Raw genomic sequence first — 15264 nt, forward strand, 5'->3', positions numbered from 1 at the left:
TCTTTCCCCATTTACTGTTTTTTCTCTAATTATACACAAAAGTACCCTATAGGTAGACTTTTTTTAAAGTGTCTACTCTATAGGGTACATTTTAAGTTGCCTTTAGCTTTCTTCTGTATGAGCTGCTAAATATTCAGCTGCAATCTTATCCACTTCTTTTTTCAATTCTTCTACCATCGTTTCTTCCGGGACTTTACGAATAATTTCACCATGTCTAAACAATAAACCTTCGCCTCTAGCACCTGCAATCCCAATATCGGCTTCGCGTGCTTCTCCTGGTCCATTAACTGCACATCCTAATACAGCAACTTTGATTGGCGCTTTAATCGTTGAGATATAGTCTTCAACTTCATTTGCAATTGAAATCAAGTCAATTTCAATTCGCCCACAAGTCGGGCATGATATTAAAGTGGCAGCATTTGAAGCTAACCCGAAAGTTTTTAATAGCTCTCGAGCCACTTTAACTTCCTCAACAGGATCGGCACTTAAGGAAATACGCATCGTGTTACCAATCCCTTTACTTAAAATAGCACCCATACCTGCAGCACTTTTAATGCTTCCAGCAAACAAAGTACCTGATTCAGTTATGCCGAGATGTAATGGGTAATCGATCGCTTCAGCAGCTTTCTCATAAGCCTCAATAGCTAATCCAACATCTGAGGCTTTTAAAGATACGATAATATCGTGAAAGTCAAGGTCTTCCAATATTTTAATATGATGTAATGCACTCTCAACCATACCATCTGCAGTTGGATAACCATACTTCTCAAGAATATGTCTTTCTAATGAACCGGCATTTACGCCGATTCGAATCGGGATCCCTTTCGCCTTCGCTGCATTGACTACAGCTTCAACTTTATCGCGCTTACCAATGTTGCCTGGATTTATTCGAATTTTGTCAGCACCACCCTCAATCGCTTTGAGAGCAAGTTTATAATTAAAATGAATATCTACAACTAATGGAATATTAATTTGTGCTTTAATCTTAGGAATAGCATCAGCTGCCCGTTCATCTGGACAAGCAACTCGGACAACCTGACACCCGGCATCTTCTAAACGTTTAATCTCAGATACTGTTGCGTCTACGTCGTGTGTTTTTGAGGTTGTCATCGATTGGATAATGACTTGGTCTTTGCCCCCAATAATCACATTTCCTACTTTGACCGGACGTGTATTTTTTCTGTGTGTTAAAACCATGAAAGTTAACGCTCCTTTTTATCGTTACGTTTATAAAATCTATTAAACTCTTACGCTATTCATTATAAAGGTTTAAAGATTAAATGAGAAGCCATAAGTCCAATTATTTTCATCGTTTGAATAACGTGGAAATAAATAGACATGACCAACTTCTAATTGATAAATATCAGCTGTAGGATTTAAAGACTTAAAGTCAATTATCGCCTGATCAATATTCTGAATTTGAGCATCATTTATCGCTTCAAGGATGGATAAAAGCTGCTCTCCACGTTGAACTTGATAAGAAATAACTTGAAAGCTTTCAATGCTTTCATCATAATATAATGGAGAAGTAGTAGGGGAAGTTAGATTTTGCTGATGAGATGGTTTAGTCAAATCTTGATAACAAGCAAAAAAAACTAATGCTAAAATAATTAATGTACCGATTTTATATTGGTTTGACATGATCTTTTCCCCCTTATGACACTTAAAATTTGTATACTTGATATATATATAACGAAGGAGTTGTTTATGATGAATATCTTTGCTTTTGATTGGATTAGTTTTTTTATTGTAGGCTTTGCTACCTTGTTTTTGGTAGGCGAATTACTAGTTAATACAAAAGGGATCTTCGCATTATTAGGTGTGGCACTTATTTCAATTTATTTTATAGCCTATCTTGATCCATCAATGATGATGATTATGGGCATTATTTACTTTACTGGGATTTCTCTTATATTTGTTGATGGACAATTTGTTAATGATGGGACCCTTGCTGGTATTGGAGCGGTACTCATGCTTATTTCAGTCGGTTTAAGTTCACCTAATTGGATTGTTGGACTGTATGCCATAATTGGAGTAGTTGTAGGTGCTATTTTTTCAATCATATGGTTGAAATTTCTACCAAAGCGGAATATGTGGAGTAAAATAACGTTACTGGATCAACTTACTGACGACAAAGGATATAGCTCAATGAATCAAAGCTATCGTCACTTGATTGGGGAAAAGGGGATTACATTAACCGATATGCGTCCGGTTGGGACGATAAAGATCAATGATCATGACTATAGTGCGGTAACTAATGGCCATTGGATCGAACGACAATCTGAAATTATCGTCAAACAAGTTGATGGTACTCGAATACTTGTTGATTTAGTTGATCCGCCACAACAACGTGTGCAATAAGCGTTCAAATAATGATATGGAAAAGCGCGCTTACTAATATTTTGAATCTTTTCTGCTCCTGCAAATTCAACACAGCTAACCGTCTGCAAAACTCCACCTCAAAATTGAGCTTAGAACAAATTTATTGAGGTGGGAGATAACGGACGCTAATGTCCTGGTTCACTCAACACTCAACGAACCTGCAATCAGTGGGTGAGTAAGATCGCAGACTAAAACCGCCATGTCTTTAAGAAGGATGACAGACTAAGGCCGCCACGTCCAACGTCTGCATAACCTACATCCTGTAGCCCTCCGCCCGCTGATTGAAGGCTCGTTTTATATTGACTTTCCACGCTAATAATTTTTAGATAAATTACCATAATAAAGGTATCATCCCTTTTTTATTTTGATGAGACACACCAAAGTGTAAATTTAGTGTAAATTTTAGTCGAATTCTCTTTACATTTTGTTTATATATCATTAATAATAGTGAAGGATTGTTTACTAAATAAACATGCAAATATTGAAGTGAAGGGATGAGAATCCGTGGAAATTGATATTCAAAATCTATTATTTGAGTTTTTTGGTGGTTTAGGTATTTTTTTATTAGGGATTAAATACATGGGTGAGGGCTTGCAAAAAACTGCAGGTGATCGCTTAAAGGATATTCTTGATAAATTTACTAGTAATCCATTTATGGGTGTGCTAGCTGGTATTGTTGTTACCATCTTATTACAAACAAGTACAGGCACTACTGTTCTTGCTGTAGGTTTAGTTAACGCTGGTTTTATGACACTACGACAATCGATTGGTGTTATAATGGGTGCCAATGTTGGGACAACCGTTACTGCCTTTATTATAGGTATTAAAATTGAAGAATACGCACTACCTATTGTAGCGGTAGGTGCTTTACTGCTTTTCTTTTTTAAAAATCAAAAATTACAAAACTATGGCCAAACCATTTTTGGTTTTGGTGCTTTGTTCTTAGGTTTAGATTTAATGGGTAGTGGCTTGTATCCATTACGTTATTTAGAGGCGTTTCATGAATTAACGATTGAAATGTCCGGAAATCCAATTTTAGGTATGGTAATTGGTACGGTCTTCACCTTTGTCGTGCAAAGTTCTAGTGGAACAATTGGTATTCTTCAAAATCTTTTGGGACAAGGATTGGTCGATCTAGATGCAGCCATGCCGGTATTATTCGGAAATAATATTGGGACAACGATTACAGCAGTTATTGCTTCAATTGGAGCAAGTATTGCAGCAAGACGTGCGGCATTAACACATGTTATTTTTAATTTAATAGGTGCTACCGTTATTTTGTTATTAATTCATCCGTATACAGCTTTAATTGCTTCAATAAGAGAGGCGCTAGGTTTAAATGCTGAAATGACAATTGCTTTTGCACACGGTATTTTTAATGTGGCTAATCTCATTATCTTCTTCCCTTTTATTGGTTTGTTGGCTCATTTAGTGACTAAATTAATTCCAGGCGAAGATTCTGTGATTGATTTTAAACCAACACATCTTGATCCTATTTTTATTCAGCAGTCACCGGCAGTGGCTTTAGACCAAGCGAGAGAAGAGATTATTCGCATGGGTGAATATGCATACAAAGGACTGGAAGAAACGGCTTTATTCTTAAATAATCACCAAACGAAACATGCAGAAAATGCTTTTCAAATCGAAAATGCACTGAATAAATTAGATCGTGAAATAACAGATTACTTAGTTCAGTTGTCAGTTGCACAATTATCGGACGCAGATAGTGAGCGACATTCAGCTTTAATTGATTCAGTAAGAGATATTGAACGTATTGGTGATCATTTTGAGAATGTTGTTGAATTAATTCAATTTAAGATTTCAAATAAAATTATTATTACAGAAGACGCTAAAAAAGATTTGAATAAGATGATAGACTTGACTAATTTAACGGTTAAAGAGGCGATTATGTCCCTTTCAGAAATGGATCGTGTTAAAGCACTTGAAGTGGTCAAGCATGAAACACAAATCGACCGAATGGAGAAGAGTTTTCGTAAAAAGCACATTATACGCTTGAATGAAGGTAAATGTTCTGGATCTTCAGGTATTGTCTTCGTCGATATTCTTAGTAATTTGGAACGAATTGGTGATCATGCCTTAAATATAGCAGAAGAAGTTTTAGGAGAGAAAATTCCAGAAACCGTTCATTAAAATAGCTACCACACATCCTAATGCACATTGTATTAGGATGTTTTTTATTAAAACTATTGAATCGGTTAGATCACCATGCTATATTTAATTTGTTGCAAGATTACTTTCTAAAAAAACTATTGACGGGGTATTTTATTCGTGATATATTATATACCGTCGCTGACATTACTACATATCAGCATTTTATACTATTACATTATTCCACAGTAGCTCAGTGGTAGAGCAATCGGCTGTTAACCGATCGGTCGTAGGTTCGAATCCTACCTGTGGAGCCATTTTTGGCGGCGTAGCTCAGCTGGCGAGAGCGTACGGTTCATACCCGTGAGGTCGTGGGTTCGACTCCCTCCGCCGCTACCATATTTTATTTTTGCAATCGTATTGATGGCGGTTGTGGTGAAGTGGTTAACACATCGGATTGTGGTTCCGACATTCGTGGGTTCGATCCCCATCAGCCGCCCCATCAAGGACCCTTAGCTCAGTTGGTTAGAGCTATCGGCTCATAACCGATCGGTCGCAGGTTCGAATCCTGCAGGGTCCACCATCATTTTTATACGGAGGAATACCCAAGTCCGGCTGAAGGGATCGGTCTTGAAAACCGACAGGGGCTTCACGGCCCGCGGGGGTTCGAATCCCTCTTCCTCCGCCATTATACATAAATAAGGCTCGGTAGCTCAGTCGGTAGAGCAACGGACTGAAAATCCGTGTGTCGGCGGTTCGATTCCGTCCCGAGCCACTTTTAAAAACAAGTCATTTTTAATGGCTTGTTTTTAATTTTGGGTAAAAAGTGTTTAAGCTGTTGATTATAAGGAAAGATATAAGTAATAAAGCAGAAGAGGGGACTTAAACAATGCTAGATCAAACGGTTTTAGTCGATATAAAGCGAGAATTAATAAATCGAAAACATGAATTATTGGATAAGAATGTTCAAAATCATCAGAGGATAGGGGAGGAGGAGTACTCCACTGAATTATCTAATTATGATAATCATCCCGGAGATTCAGGCTCTGAGTTGTATGAGAAAGAAAAGGATATCGCATTAAATCAGTACGAACAGAAAGAATTAAAAGCGATTAACGAAGCGCTTGTAAAAATGAAGTTAGGAACATATGGGAAATGTGAGAAATGCGGAGAGACGATTGATCAAGAACGATTACAAGCTATTCCGACCACACAGTTTTGTGTAGAGCATGCCAATCACGAAACGGCATCATATCCAGAAGGAGAGCACTCCATGGGTAGACTAGAAATGGATGATGCAGATGCATGGCATACAGTGGAGCGTTATGGTACATCAGAAAGCCCATCTGACTTTTCTAGTGACCAAAATAGCTATGATCAGTTAACGGATGATCATGATTCAAATGATATTGACCAAATCGAAAGCTATTCAAATGAAGATAAAATTTGATAAAGCGAAACTCCAATCAGTAGGAACGTTCTTCTTCCGCTGATTGGTTGTAACGTTTATTACCGGTCATATGTGATAAAATTAACTGTTTAACAAGTTGCTTTTTGGTGAATATAATAACTAGGCCCTACTGAGCAAAAAATTTGCTAGTTAAGGTTTATTTTGCTAAAGTAAAAATTGCAAAGAAAGTGAACATTTTGTGAACTTTCGAATGGAAAAATTCTAAAGGAGGCATTATTCATGGGGAAATTTGAATTACCAGAGTTACCTTACGCTTATGATGCATTGGAGCCGCACATCGACAAGGAGACAATGAATATTCACCATACGAAACACCATAACACCTATGTAACAAAGTTAAATGCGGCATTAGAAGGATATAGTGAACTTCAAACATTAACTGTGGAAGAGCTACTAAACGACTTAAGTAAACTTCCAGCAGATATTAGAACAGCTGTCAGAAATAATGGTGGTGGTCATGCCAACCATAGTCTATTCTGGACACTGTTATCACCAAATGGCGGCGGTAACCCATCAGGTGAACTTGCTGATGCCATTACAGCTAAATTTGGCGACTTCGAGTCATTTAAAGAAGAATTCGCAGCAGCAGCAACTGGCCGCTTTGGTTCTGGTTGGGCTTGGTTAGTCATTAACAATGGTGAACTCGAAATTACCAGTACACCAAATCAAGACACGCCAATTAGTGAAGGTAAAACACCAATTCTAGGATTAGATGTGTGGGAGCATGCCTATTATCTAAAATATCAAAACAAGCGTCCAGATTATATTTCAGCATTTTGGAACGTGGTAGATTGGAACAAAGTTGCTGAACTGTATACTAAAGCTAAATAAATAAAAACATAAGAAGTACCCTGTAGAGTAGACAAATTTCTATTCTATAGGGTATTTTTATGGTTTACTTTTCTTTTATGAATCAACTTTTAAAATGAAAAAAGCATTAAAACATGCTATAATTACTTATTGTGATACTTTTTATGAAAAGAGGGGGGGGAGCCGATGGCTAAACAAAGTAAAAAACGTGCGCAATTACCATTACGTTTAAACGTGTTGTTTCTATTTGTCTTTTTATTGTTTTCTCTACTTATTTTACAATTAGGAATTGTTCAAATCATAAATGGTGAGGAAGCGAGAGAGCGCGTTAATCAAACTGAAAATACACGAGCCTCTATTTCTGTGCCTCGTGGTTTAATGTACGATCGTTATGGTCAATTAATTTTAGATAATGAGCCAGAACGTTCAATCACATATACACCACCTAAAAATGGCGATTCGGCAAAAGCACGCTTAAAAATAGCTGAAGATTTAGCTGAATTGATGGTGATGTCAGATGACTTTAAAGAACTTGAAGCGATGGTTCGCGATCGTGATAAACAAGAGTATTGGTATTTATTAAATACAGAAGATGCTAATGATCTTTTAACAGAGGAAGATTTGGAATTAGATACAAGTGAACAGTATCAACAACTATTAGATTATATTGAAGAAGATAAAACATATGATGAATATGATTGGTCAGATCCTGATTTGTTGAATGTTGTAGCAATAAAAAAAGAGCTGGATCAAGCATATGAATTATCACCACATACGATAAAAAACGAAGATGTGACTGAAGAAGAGTATGCCTTAATATCAGAAAATTTAACACGATTGCCTGGTATAGATGCTAAAATTGACTGGAATCGTATCAGTATGTATGATGGCACATTCTCCAGCTTTATTGGTGGAATCACTTCATCAAATGAAGGCATTCCTAGAGAAAATCAGGATTATTATTTAACATTAGGTTATAGTCGTAATGATCGTGTTGGAACAAGTGGATTAGAACAACAATACGAGAGTATTTTGCGAGGTCAGAAAGAGATTATTGAATATACCACAAATAATAGTGGTAATATTGTTGGCACAGAAACTGTTGTAGAAGGGCAGAGCGGTAATGACTTAATGCTTACGGTTGATATTGAGTTACAACAAGCCTTAGATCAAATTGTCCAACAAGAACTTAAAGATTATATTAATCAAAATCCTAGTGAGAACAAATATATGGAAGACGCATTAGTCGCTGTGCTCGACCCACAAACGGGTGATGTACTTGCGATGTCTGGCGCTCACTATGATCGTGAAGAAAACGAGTATGTCGATCAAGCTTATCGTGTTATTTATGATGCTCATATACCAGGCTCTTCAATAAAAGGGGCAACCGTATTAACAGGCTATCAAACTGGAGCTATATCTCCAGGAACAGTCATTTATGATCGACCGATTCGGATTGCTGGAACCCCAGTGAAACAATCTTGGAAACAACTTTATGATGTTAATGACATCACAGCTATTGAACAATCGTCAAACGTTTATATGTTTGAAATAGCGATGCGTATTTCAGGTGCGACATATCGTGAAAATGAGCCTTTACGTGGTTTTAACCCAGAAGGATTTCAAACGATGCGAAATTACTTTAATCAGTTTGGCTTAGGGGTCGAAACAGGAATTGACTTGCCATTTGAATCGACAGGTGTAACCGGTCCAACGACTGGAAATGGTGGTTTATTACTTGACTTTGCGATTGGTCAATATGACACTTATACCACTTTGCAGTTAGCGCAATACGTGTCAACAATTGCTAACGATGGTTATCGGATAAGTCCACGCCTTGTCAAAGAAATAAGACAGTCAAATGGTAGCAAAGAAACGCTAGGCTCTATCGTTGAAAGCAATAGCCCGACGGTATTAAATCGAATTGATATGGATGAAGATTATATCGAACGTGTTCAGCAAGGATTTCGACGTGTAGCAACTAGTGGTACTGGAAGTCGTCATTGGGCAAATAGTGAATACGATGTCGCGGTAAAAACAGGAACAGCTCAAAATCACTTTTATGATAATGGGATACAGCAAAAAACAAACAACTTGACATTAGTTGGTTATGCGCCATACGATGAGCCAGAAGTTGCTTTTGCGATCATCGTTCCACGTGCTGGAACTGGTAATGACCACAATGGTATTCACCATAATATCGGTAATCAATTAATTAACACTTATTTTGAATTGAAAGAAGAACGTGATAAAGAAGGTATTGATGAAAGTATTATTGATGATATGGCCAGTCAAGATCAGGAATAATAAAGAAGCAGCCATGCACGATTCTAGTGCATGGCTGTTTTTTAAAATTATTTTTTTTACAGATGAGCCAAAGTATTTAAAGTGGTTTAATTCCTTTGTGACGCAATTGTCTCAACGACTTCTTCAAGTGTCATATCTCTACTAAGTTCAAATTGCCCAACTTGAATATTGTTCCCATAACCATGCTCGGATAGATAATCGGTAAATTCACTACGACTATCAATAAGATTAGCTACAATAAGGTAATCAGCAACCTGTGATATGGTCATACCTGATTCGATCGTTAATATAAAGTGATTGCTCTCATCGTTTGCATTTGTATCTTCATCTGTTTCATTATCTTCTTCGACCTGATCATCTTCTGGTGCAATGTCTTCTTGAACAATAGGCTCTGAGTCAGCAATATAATATCCTGCTGTTTCTAAAGCATCAATCATCTCTTGCTCTGACATATCCACTTCAATAACCTCGGGCTCATCATCTTCTAGATAATATTGATAACCAATAACAAGTGTAGCCGTTAGTAAGCCAAGCGCAAATGTTCGTAACGTATGTTTCATAATAACCCCTCTTATTCCATGTTTGAATATTGACTGATGACAGATTCAATATCATATTCACTAAGGTTTGTTTTTTCGCTGATTTCTGCAGCACTATAACCTTGTCTATACAATGTTTCAACTTGTTTTACGAGGCTGGATTTATTAGAAGCCTGTTTATTAAAATCAGTGATATTAATTTCACTTGGTAATAATTCTTCTTCTAAAATTTTAATTTTTTTCTTTATTTGATAATTGTCTTGCAAATTAGACAATGAAAGTTGTTCAATTTGATGTTCAAGCTTTTTAAATTTATCTTGTGTAAAGAAAGAAATAATAAATAAGCTAACAGCTACAATAAGTAGTCCTATAATCGTATAAATCATCATATGCCCCCATTCTTTTCTATTATATAGTTATAACACATTTTTCGCTTTTGGAAAATGATAAGTTAAATTGCGTAAACTGACACTTGAAAATTAAATTAATCTTTGATAATATAAACAAGTCTGAAAATGATTAATAATGATAACTGATAGTTGATAAGTTTGGAGGGATAATCATGCGTGTAAATATCACACTTGCGTGTACTGAAACAGGCGATCGTAATTACATTACGACAAAAAATAAACGTACTAATCCAGAGCGTATTGAAATGAAGAAATATAGTCCGCGTTTGAAAAAGCATACGCTTCACCGTGAAACAAAATAATTTTTAAAAAACTCTTATCTTTTATAGATAGGAGTTTTTTTCAAGCTTTTCCATAGGACAAACTTCAACTAGAGATGTGACGCGATGATGGAGTGCTAGGAGGTAAATGATGAAGCAATCAAAACAGTTTTTAAGAGCTAAATACTTAGATAAGCTAAAAAAAATGTCTGACCATGATAGACAAAAAATAAATAAGCAGCTACAAAAATCGTTGTTTCAATGTGAGGAATGGCTTCATGCTAATATAATTGGGATTACGATTTCTCAAACGCATGAATGGGAGACGTGGCCAATTATTGAACAAGCATGGTTAGAAAATAAGCAAGTCGCAGCTCCTAAATGTGATCCCGCGACAAAACAGTTGTCATTTTATCTGATTAACAGTAAACAAGATTTAGCTGTGCAGCACTATCGATTAATGGAACCTATTTCTGAACAAACCATTTATGTTCGCCCCAATGATTTAGATTTATTACTCGTGCCTGGTCTTGTATATGATCGAGACTATTATCGCATTGGCTACGGAGGCGGTTATTATGATCGTTTCTTGGCTAATTATCATCATTCCTCTATTAGTTTGGTTTGGCGTGAACAAATAGTGGACGAACTTCTTCACGAACCGTTTGATCAACCAGTGACGCATCTGATTATAGTAAATTAACGAATACGCTGAATTAATTGTTGTTTCTCTCCATTTACGTCTTGGAATAAAACAAGTAGGTGATCGCCTTTTTTCTCAAGTAAGATTAATGGCACAAAACTCTCCTCAATTTTTTGAGCCACTTTAAATGGCAGAATGTAATGCTTATATAAACCTTCCCACAATTGTGCAGTAACGCGTTTGGTCGTTTCTAAAGTTAATCCTGGTAGTGGATCGTGTTGATATGCTGTCCAATCCAGTAAAGGTATTTCATAATAGGCATTGCGATCGATATTAAAGTGATTTATCAAATGGGTCCAATGAAAATCAAGCTGTTGTGCAGTCGTGTGATTCAACGTACTTACCCAATGGTTGTCTTGCTCGGAATCTGGGACTTTAAATGCATAGGCTTTGTCAAATGGATCGTTAATTACATAGATATGATCATTTGATAGTTGATGTATACTATTGATTTGGTCTGAATTTGTGTGAATTTCACTGTAATGGTAACTTATCGATTGAAAATATTGATTATCATGTGTTTCAATACTGGCAGTTTGTTTAATATCGGTTGCGTCTTGAATCCATTTAGATTGAATGCCTTTAAGTTGTCCATTTTGAAATAGTAAGCTAGCATCATGTCTTAAAAAAACAGGCTCAGCGGTCTGAGAAGTTGTTTCCCAGATCAATAGTGGTTGGTCAGCGCCATTTTGAGATAGTGTTAGCGCTGTTTTTGTTTCTTCAAAAGTAGCTTGTTGATCAATCGGAAAATATTTCATTGTTTTATTTGTCGGTGATAAAAGCTGGTGAAAAAAAAACATGCTCACGACAATAATAATTAATAGGGTTAACATTTTTTTATTCATTGCGGTTCCACCTCGTTATCATTAAACATAATACTGCTGCTGTTTATATACCTATGTATGAAGTCTTAACTTTAGTATAGGCTAATGAATAAGAGGTAGGTGAGATGATTGAGAAGGGATAAATCGACTACATATACGAACCAAATAAAGTATTTAACAGATGAGTTAGCTGTTGACAAGAGTTTTGACTTGGTTAAGCTAGAATTAAATTATGCTAATCGTGACATGTGTTTGTTCTTAGTAGATGGTTTTGTTAAAGATGAAGTGTTAATGTTTTTAATGCATTTTCTGTCTGAATTAACAGAAGGTGAATTAGAAGTGAATGGGCTAACCAAACTCATGAAACGCTATATTCCATATGCAGAAATTGAAAAAGAAAGCGATCTTGATGTAGTCATTGATCAGATTTTATCTGGACCAGTAGCTTTAATAGTAGAGGGATTTCAATCTGCTATTTTAATTGATACCCGTACTTATCCGGCTAGAGGACCAGAAGAACCCGATCTTGAAAGAGTAGTCAGAGGTTCAAGAGATGGCTATGTTGAAACGATTGTTTTTAATACAGCGCTAACAAGAAGGCGTATTCGAGATCGCTCCCTTCGAATGGTCTATCTTCAAATAGGAAAACGATCAAAATCTGATGTGTGTATCTGTTATTTGAGTGATATTGCAGATATAGGAAAAGTAAATCTTATTGAACAACATCTTAAAGAAATTGACGTAGATGGATTACCAATGGCAGAAAAAACGATTGAAGAGTTCTTGGCAGGCCAATTTTGGAATCCATATCCGACGATTCGTTACACAGAAAGACCTGATACAGCGGCCGCGCATTTATATGAAGGACATATTATTCTTATTGTAGATGGCTCACCAAGTGTAATGATCTTACCAGCAACTTTTTGGCATCATTTAGAACACGCTGAGGAATATAGACAAAAACCTTCTATTGGCGCTTATTTAAGAGGGGTGCGATTTATAGCAGTATTAGCCGCATTGTTCTTATTACCTCTATATTATTTATTATCTATTAACCCCTCATTAGTTCCTCAGCAACTTGATTTTATTGGTCCAGATGACCATGGGGCGGTTCCGCTCATTGGTCAGTTTATCATTGCGGAGGTAGGCATTGATGTTTTAAGAATGGCTGCGATTCACACACCATCAGCTTTAGCTACCGCATTAGGTTTAGTTGCAGCGATTATGATCGGAGAAGTAGCGGTGGAAGTGGGCTTGTTTTCAAGTGAAGTGGTGCTCTATATTGCGATTGCTGCAATGGGTACATTTTGTACGCCAAGTTACGAGATGTCATTAGCCAACCGAATCACGAGATTATTTTTACTGATTACAACAGCAATATTTGGAGTCTCTGGTTATGTTATTGGTGTGACGTCATGGTTATTACTTCTTACACAGATGAAAACATTTAAAACCGGATACTTATGGCCGTTTATACCATTTTCGTTAAAAGCTTTATTAAATGTATGGGTTCGATTACCTATACCATTTAAAAAATATCGCCCCTCTTTTCTCGACCCACAAGATATAGATCGGTCTTAACATATAAACCCCCAGTATAAGTGGAGATAAGCAAGGAGTGAGACTTCTGCGGGAATAGGATGAGCTGAAGATCCACTTGAGGCGTGAGCTTTGCTTCACACAGTGGAATATTAGACTAAACCCGTCACCTCGTGTGACAACGTCTAATTGACCTACATCCTGTAGGCCCGAGGCCATCCCAACGAAAAGCGAATCCATTGTTTTTCGGAACGAAACAACGTTCTAAACATATTAAACGTATGAGAAGGTCGCAGGCGGACACATCCATGCAGAGATAAAATCAATAAGCCTATTGAATACCGCGTCTAGTGAACACGATCAAGGTTGAATGACTATTTTCAGTGTGCGGAAGTTGAGATGTTAAGAAAAAATAAACAAAAGCAATAAGATACGAAATCAAAATCTTTGCTAATTTCATTTATTTAGTTAAGCATTGTTTCGATGGTTAAAATTTAAGTTATGAAAACGTTGAAAATAATTTACAATTCGTTTATAGTTAAAGCAATTGCTTTATTTAGATTAGGGATTAGCATGGAATCGTATCAAGATGTGAAACGCTTTTTACTTAAATTCGGTATCATTATCTACATCGGAAATAAACACACAGAAATTGAACTTAGTTTAATAGAGATTGAAGCTTTATGAGATGAAAGTGTTATTAGTGAATCTTATTATGTAAAGATTAGTAAAATTTTAATGCATGAATTAGAAAATTAAGGGTTAATAGGAGTGATTCTAATGAGCAAATATTTAATTGGTGTAGATATTGGTGGGACAACAGTAAAAATTGGAATTATTAGTACCACAGGAGAGATCATAGATAAATGGGAAATTGCTACGAACAAAGGGGCAATGGCAGATAGAATTCCAAACGATATTTGGGATGCGATTACGGACAAGCTTGCGATACACCAAATAGAAAAACAGCAAATACTTGGGATTGGCGCGGGCGCTCCTGGTTTTGTTGTGGCAGATAGTGGTGATATTGCAGAGGCTGTTAATTTAGGTTGGCGCGACTTTCCTTTAGGACGAATTTTAACTGATTTATCAGGGTTACCCGTGTATGTCGATAATGATGCCAATATAGCTGCTCTTGGGGAGAACTGGCTAGGTTCAGGACAGTTAGCTGATCATCTAATTGCTATTACATTAGGGACGGGCGTTGGTGGAGGTATTATCGTAGATGGTAAAATTGTCAGTGGTGTTAATGGGACTGCTGGCGAAATCGGCCATATGACAATAGAAAGAGATGGCGCCCCATGTAATTGTGGTCGTCGAGGTTGTTTAGAAACAATTGCTTCTGCAACGGGGATTGCAAGAATTGCTACTGAAAAAGTTAAAAAAACAAAGCACTCAACTTTGACAAATATTTTAAAAGAGAATAAAATATTAACTGCTAAAAATGTTTTTGAAGCAGCGGCACAAGGTGACCCATGTGCAAACGAAGTAATTACTGAAGTGGTTGATGTGCTCGCATTTGCTATCTCTAATGTTGCTACTGTTATAAATCCCTCGAAGATTGTTATTGGCGGTGGTGTATCTAAAGCTGGTGATCAACTGTTAATTCCGTTGAAAAATGCATATCAACGCTATGCATTACCACGCATTAGTGAAGGCAGTACATTTGCAATAGCGACATTAGGTAATGATGCTGGTATAATTGGTGCGGCTTTTTTAGTGAAGCAACATCAATCTTGAGGCATACAATACAAATAAACTAGTTAAAGATGTAACTATTATATAAATTTTTACGTCTAATGGTTTAGTAGGTTTTAAAAAAAGCAAGTTGAGTTATTAATATATTTAGATCAAATCTTTAACTGAGTTTAATATAAAGTTTAGTTTAAGGTTTAAGGGAGGACGAAATG

General features: G+C 36.5%; 15 protein-coding genes and 6 tRNA genes. 16 read left to right on the forward strand and 5 right to left on the reverse strand.

The window, feature by feature from the left end:
• Positions 1–102 precede the first annotated feature (102 nt).
• Together ispG and JOE23_RS13090 are read right to left on the reverse strand one after the other, a co-directional pair.
• On the reverse strand, positions 103–1197 hold the full coding sequence (ispG, locus tag JOE23_RS13085; protein ID WP_204439017.1) for a flavodoxin-dependent (E)-4-hydroxy-3-methylbut-2-enyl-diphosphate synthase: 1095 nt from the start codon (positions 1195–1197) through the stop codon (positions 103–105).
• Positions 1198–1269: 72 nt separating this feature from the next.
• Positions 1270–1641, reverse strand: a complete 372-nt coding sequence (locus JOE23_RS13090) for a hypothetical protein (RefSeq protein ID WP_204439019.1) — start codon at positions 1639–1641, stop codon at positions 1270–1272.
• A 69-nt stretch (positions 1642–1710) separates the two neighbouring features.
• On the opposite strand from JOE23_RS13090, the gene JOE23_RS13095 reads away from it, so the two are divergent.
• The 11 genes from JOE23_RS13095 to JOE23_RS13145 all read left to right on the forward strand — a co-directional run bounded on the left by JOE23_RS13095 (position 1711) and on the right by JOE23_RS13145 (position 9079).
• Positions 1711–2361, forward strand: a complete 651-nt coding sequence (locus JOE23_RS13095; protein WP_204439021.1) for an NfeD family protein — start codon at positions 1711–1713, stop codon at positions 2359–2361.
• Between the two features lie 525 nt (positions 2362–2886).
• Positions 2887–4533, forward strand: coding sequence for a Na/Pi symporter (locus tag JOE23_RS13100; protein ID WP_204439023.1), 1647 nt, complete (start codon positions 2887–2889; stop codon positions 4531–4533).
• Positions 4534–4733: 200 nt separating this feature from the next.
• Positions 4734–4808, forward strand: a tRNA-Asn gene (locus JOE23_RS13105).
• Between the two features lie 5 nt (positions 4809–4813).
• Positions 4814–4890 (forward strand) — tRNA-Met (locus JOE23_RS13110).
• A 27-nt stretch (positions 4891–4917) separates the two neighbouring features.
• Positions 4918–4993: transfer RNA gene (locus tag JOE23_RS13115), tRNA-His, on the forward strand.
• A gap of 4 nt (positions 4994–4997) precedes the next feature.
• A tRNA-Ile gene (locus JOE23_RS13120) sits at positions 4998–5074 on the forward strand.
• A 12-nt stretch (positions 5075–5086) separates the two neighbouring features.
• Positions 5087–5179, forward strand: a tRNA-Ser gene (locus JOE23_RS13125).
• Between the two features lie 14 nt (positions 5180–5193).
• Positions 5194–5266: transfer RNA gene (locus JOE23_RS13130), tRNA-Phe, on the forward strand.
• 114 nt (positions 5267–5380) lie between these two features.
• Positions 5381–5941 carry a TraR/DksA C4-type zinc finger protein gene (locus tag JOE23_RS13135; protein ID WP_204439025.1) on the forward strand — a complete coding sequence of 187 codons (561 nt, stop codon included), beginning with the start codon at positions 5381–5383 and terminating at the stop codon, positions 5939–5941.
• A gap of 240 nt (positions 5942–6181) precedes the next feature.
• The gene (locus JOE23_RS13140) at positions 6182–6793 is read left to right on the forward strand and encodes a superoxide dismutase (RefSeq protein ID WP_204439027.1); all 612 of its coding nucleotides are present in this window, start codon (positions 6182–6184) and stop codon (positions 6791–6793) included.
• Positions 6794–6958: 165 nt separating this feature from the next.
• Positions 6959–9079 (forward strand): peptidoglycan D,D-transpeptidase FtsI family protein, encoded by a 2121-nt coding sequence (locus tag JOE23_RS13145; protein WP_204439029.1) that lies wholly within the window; start codon positions 6959–6961, stop codon positions 9077–9079.
• 86 nt (positions 9080–9165) lie between these two features.
• Here the strand turns inward: JOE23_RS13145 and JOE23_RS13150 are convergent, their stop codons facing one another.
• Complete coding sequence (locus JOE23_RS13150) at positions 9166–9639, reverse strand: hypothetical protein (RefSeq protein ID WP_204439031.1); 474 nt, start codon at positions 9637–9639, stop codon at positions 9166–9168.
• An 11-nt stretch (positions 9640–9650) separates the two neighbouring features.
• A complete protein-coding gene (locus tag JOE23_RS13155; protein ID WP_204439033.1) occupies positions 9651–10004 on the reverse strand; it encodes a hypothetical protein in 354 nt (117 codons plus the stop codon).
• Between the two features lie 176 nt (positions 10005–10180).
• On the opposite strand from JOE23_RS13155, the gene rpmG reads away from it, so the two are divergent.
• Positions 10181–10330, forward strand: a complete 150-nt coding sequence (gene rpmG / locus JOE23_RS13160; RefSeq protein WP_017472580.1) for a 50S ribosomal protein L33 — start codon at positions 10181–10183, stop codon at positions 10328–10330.
• A gap of 109 nt (positions 10331–10439) precedes the next feature.
• Positions 10440–10991 (forward strand): 5-formyltetrahydrofolate cyclo-ligase, encoded by a 552-nt coding sequence (locus JOE23_RS13165; protein ID WP_204439035.1) that lies wholly within the window; start codon positions 10440–10442, stop codon positions 10989–10991.
• Here JOE23_RS13165 and JOE23_RS13170 read toward each other — a convergent pair.
• Complete coding sequence (locus JOE23_RS13170) at positions 10988–11836, reverse strand: hypothetical protein (protein ID WP_204439036.1); 849 nt, start codon at positions 11834–11836, stop codon at positions 10988–10990. The two genes, JOE23_RS13165 and JOE23_RS13170, sit on opposite strands and share 4 nt — an antisense overlap.
• Before the next feature lie 108 nt (positions 11837–11944).
• Here JOE23_RS13170 and JOE23_RS13175 point away from each other — a divergent pair, with 108 nt between their 5' ends.
• From JOE23_RS13175 to JOE23_RS13185, 3 genes are all read left to right on the forward strand, one after another.
• The gene (locus tag JOE23_RS13175) at positions 11945–13396 is read left to right on the forward strand and encodes a spore germination protein (RefSeq protein WP_204439037.1); all 1452 of its coding nucleotides are present in this window, start codon (positions 11945–11947) and stop codon (positions 13394–13396) included.
• A gap of 531 nt (positions 13397–13927) precedes the next feature.
• Positions 13928–14041, forward strand: coding sequence for a YqgQ family protein (locus JOE23_RS13180; RefSeq protein WP_204439038.1), 114 nt, complete (start codon positions 13928–13930; stop codon positions 14039–14041).
• A gap of 93 nt (positions 14042–14134) precedes the next feature.
• A complete protein-coding gene (locus JOE23_RS13185; protein ID WP_204439042.1) occupies positions 14135–15094 on the forward strand; it encodes an ROK family glucokinase in 960 nt (319 codons plus the stop codon).
• The last annotated feature ends 170 nt before the right edge of the window (positions 15095–15264 follow it).

The sequence above is a fragment of the Amphibacillus cookii genome (genome assembly GCF_016908375.1).
Lineage (GTDB): Bacteria > Bacillota > Bacilli > Bacillales > Amphibacillaceae > Amphibacillus_C > Amphibacillus_C cookii.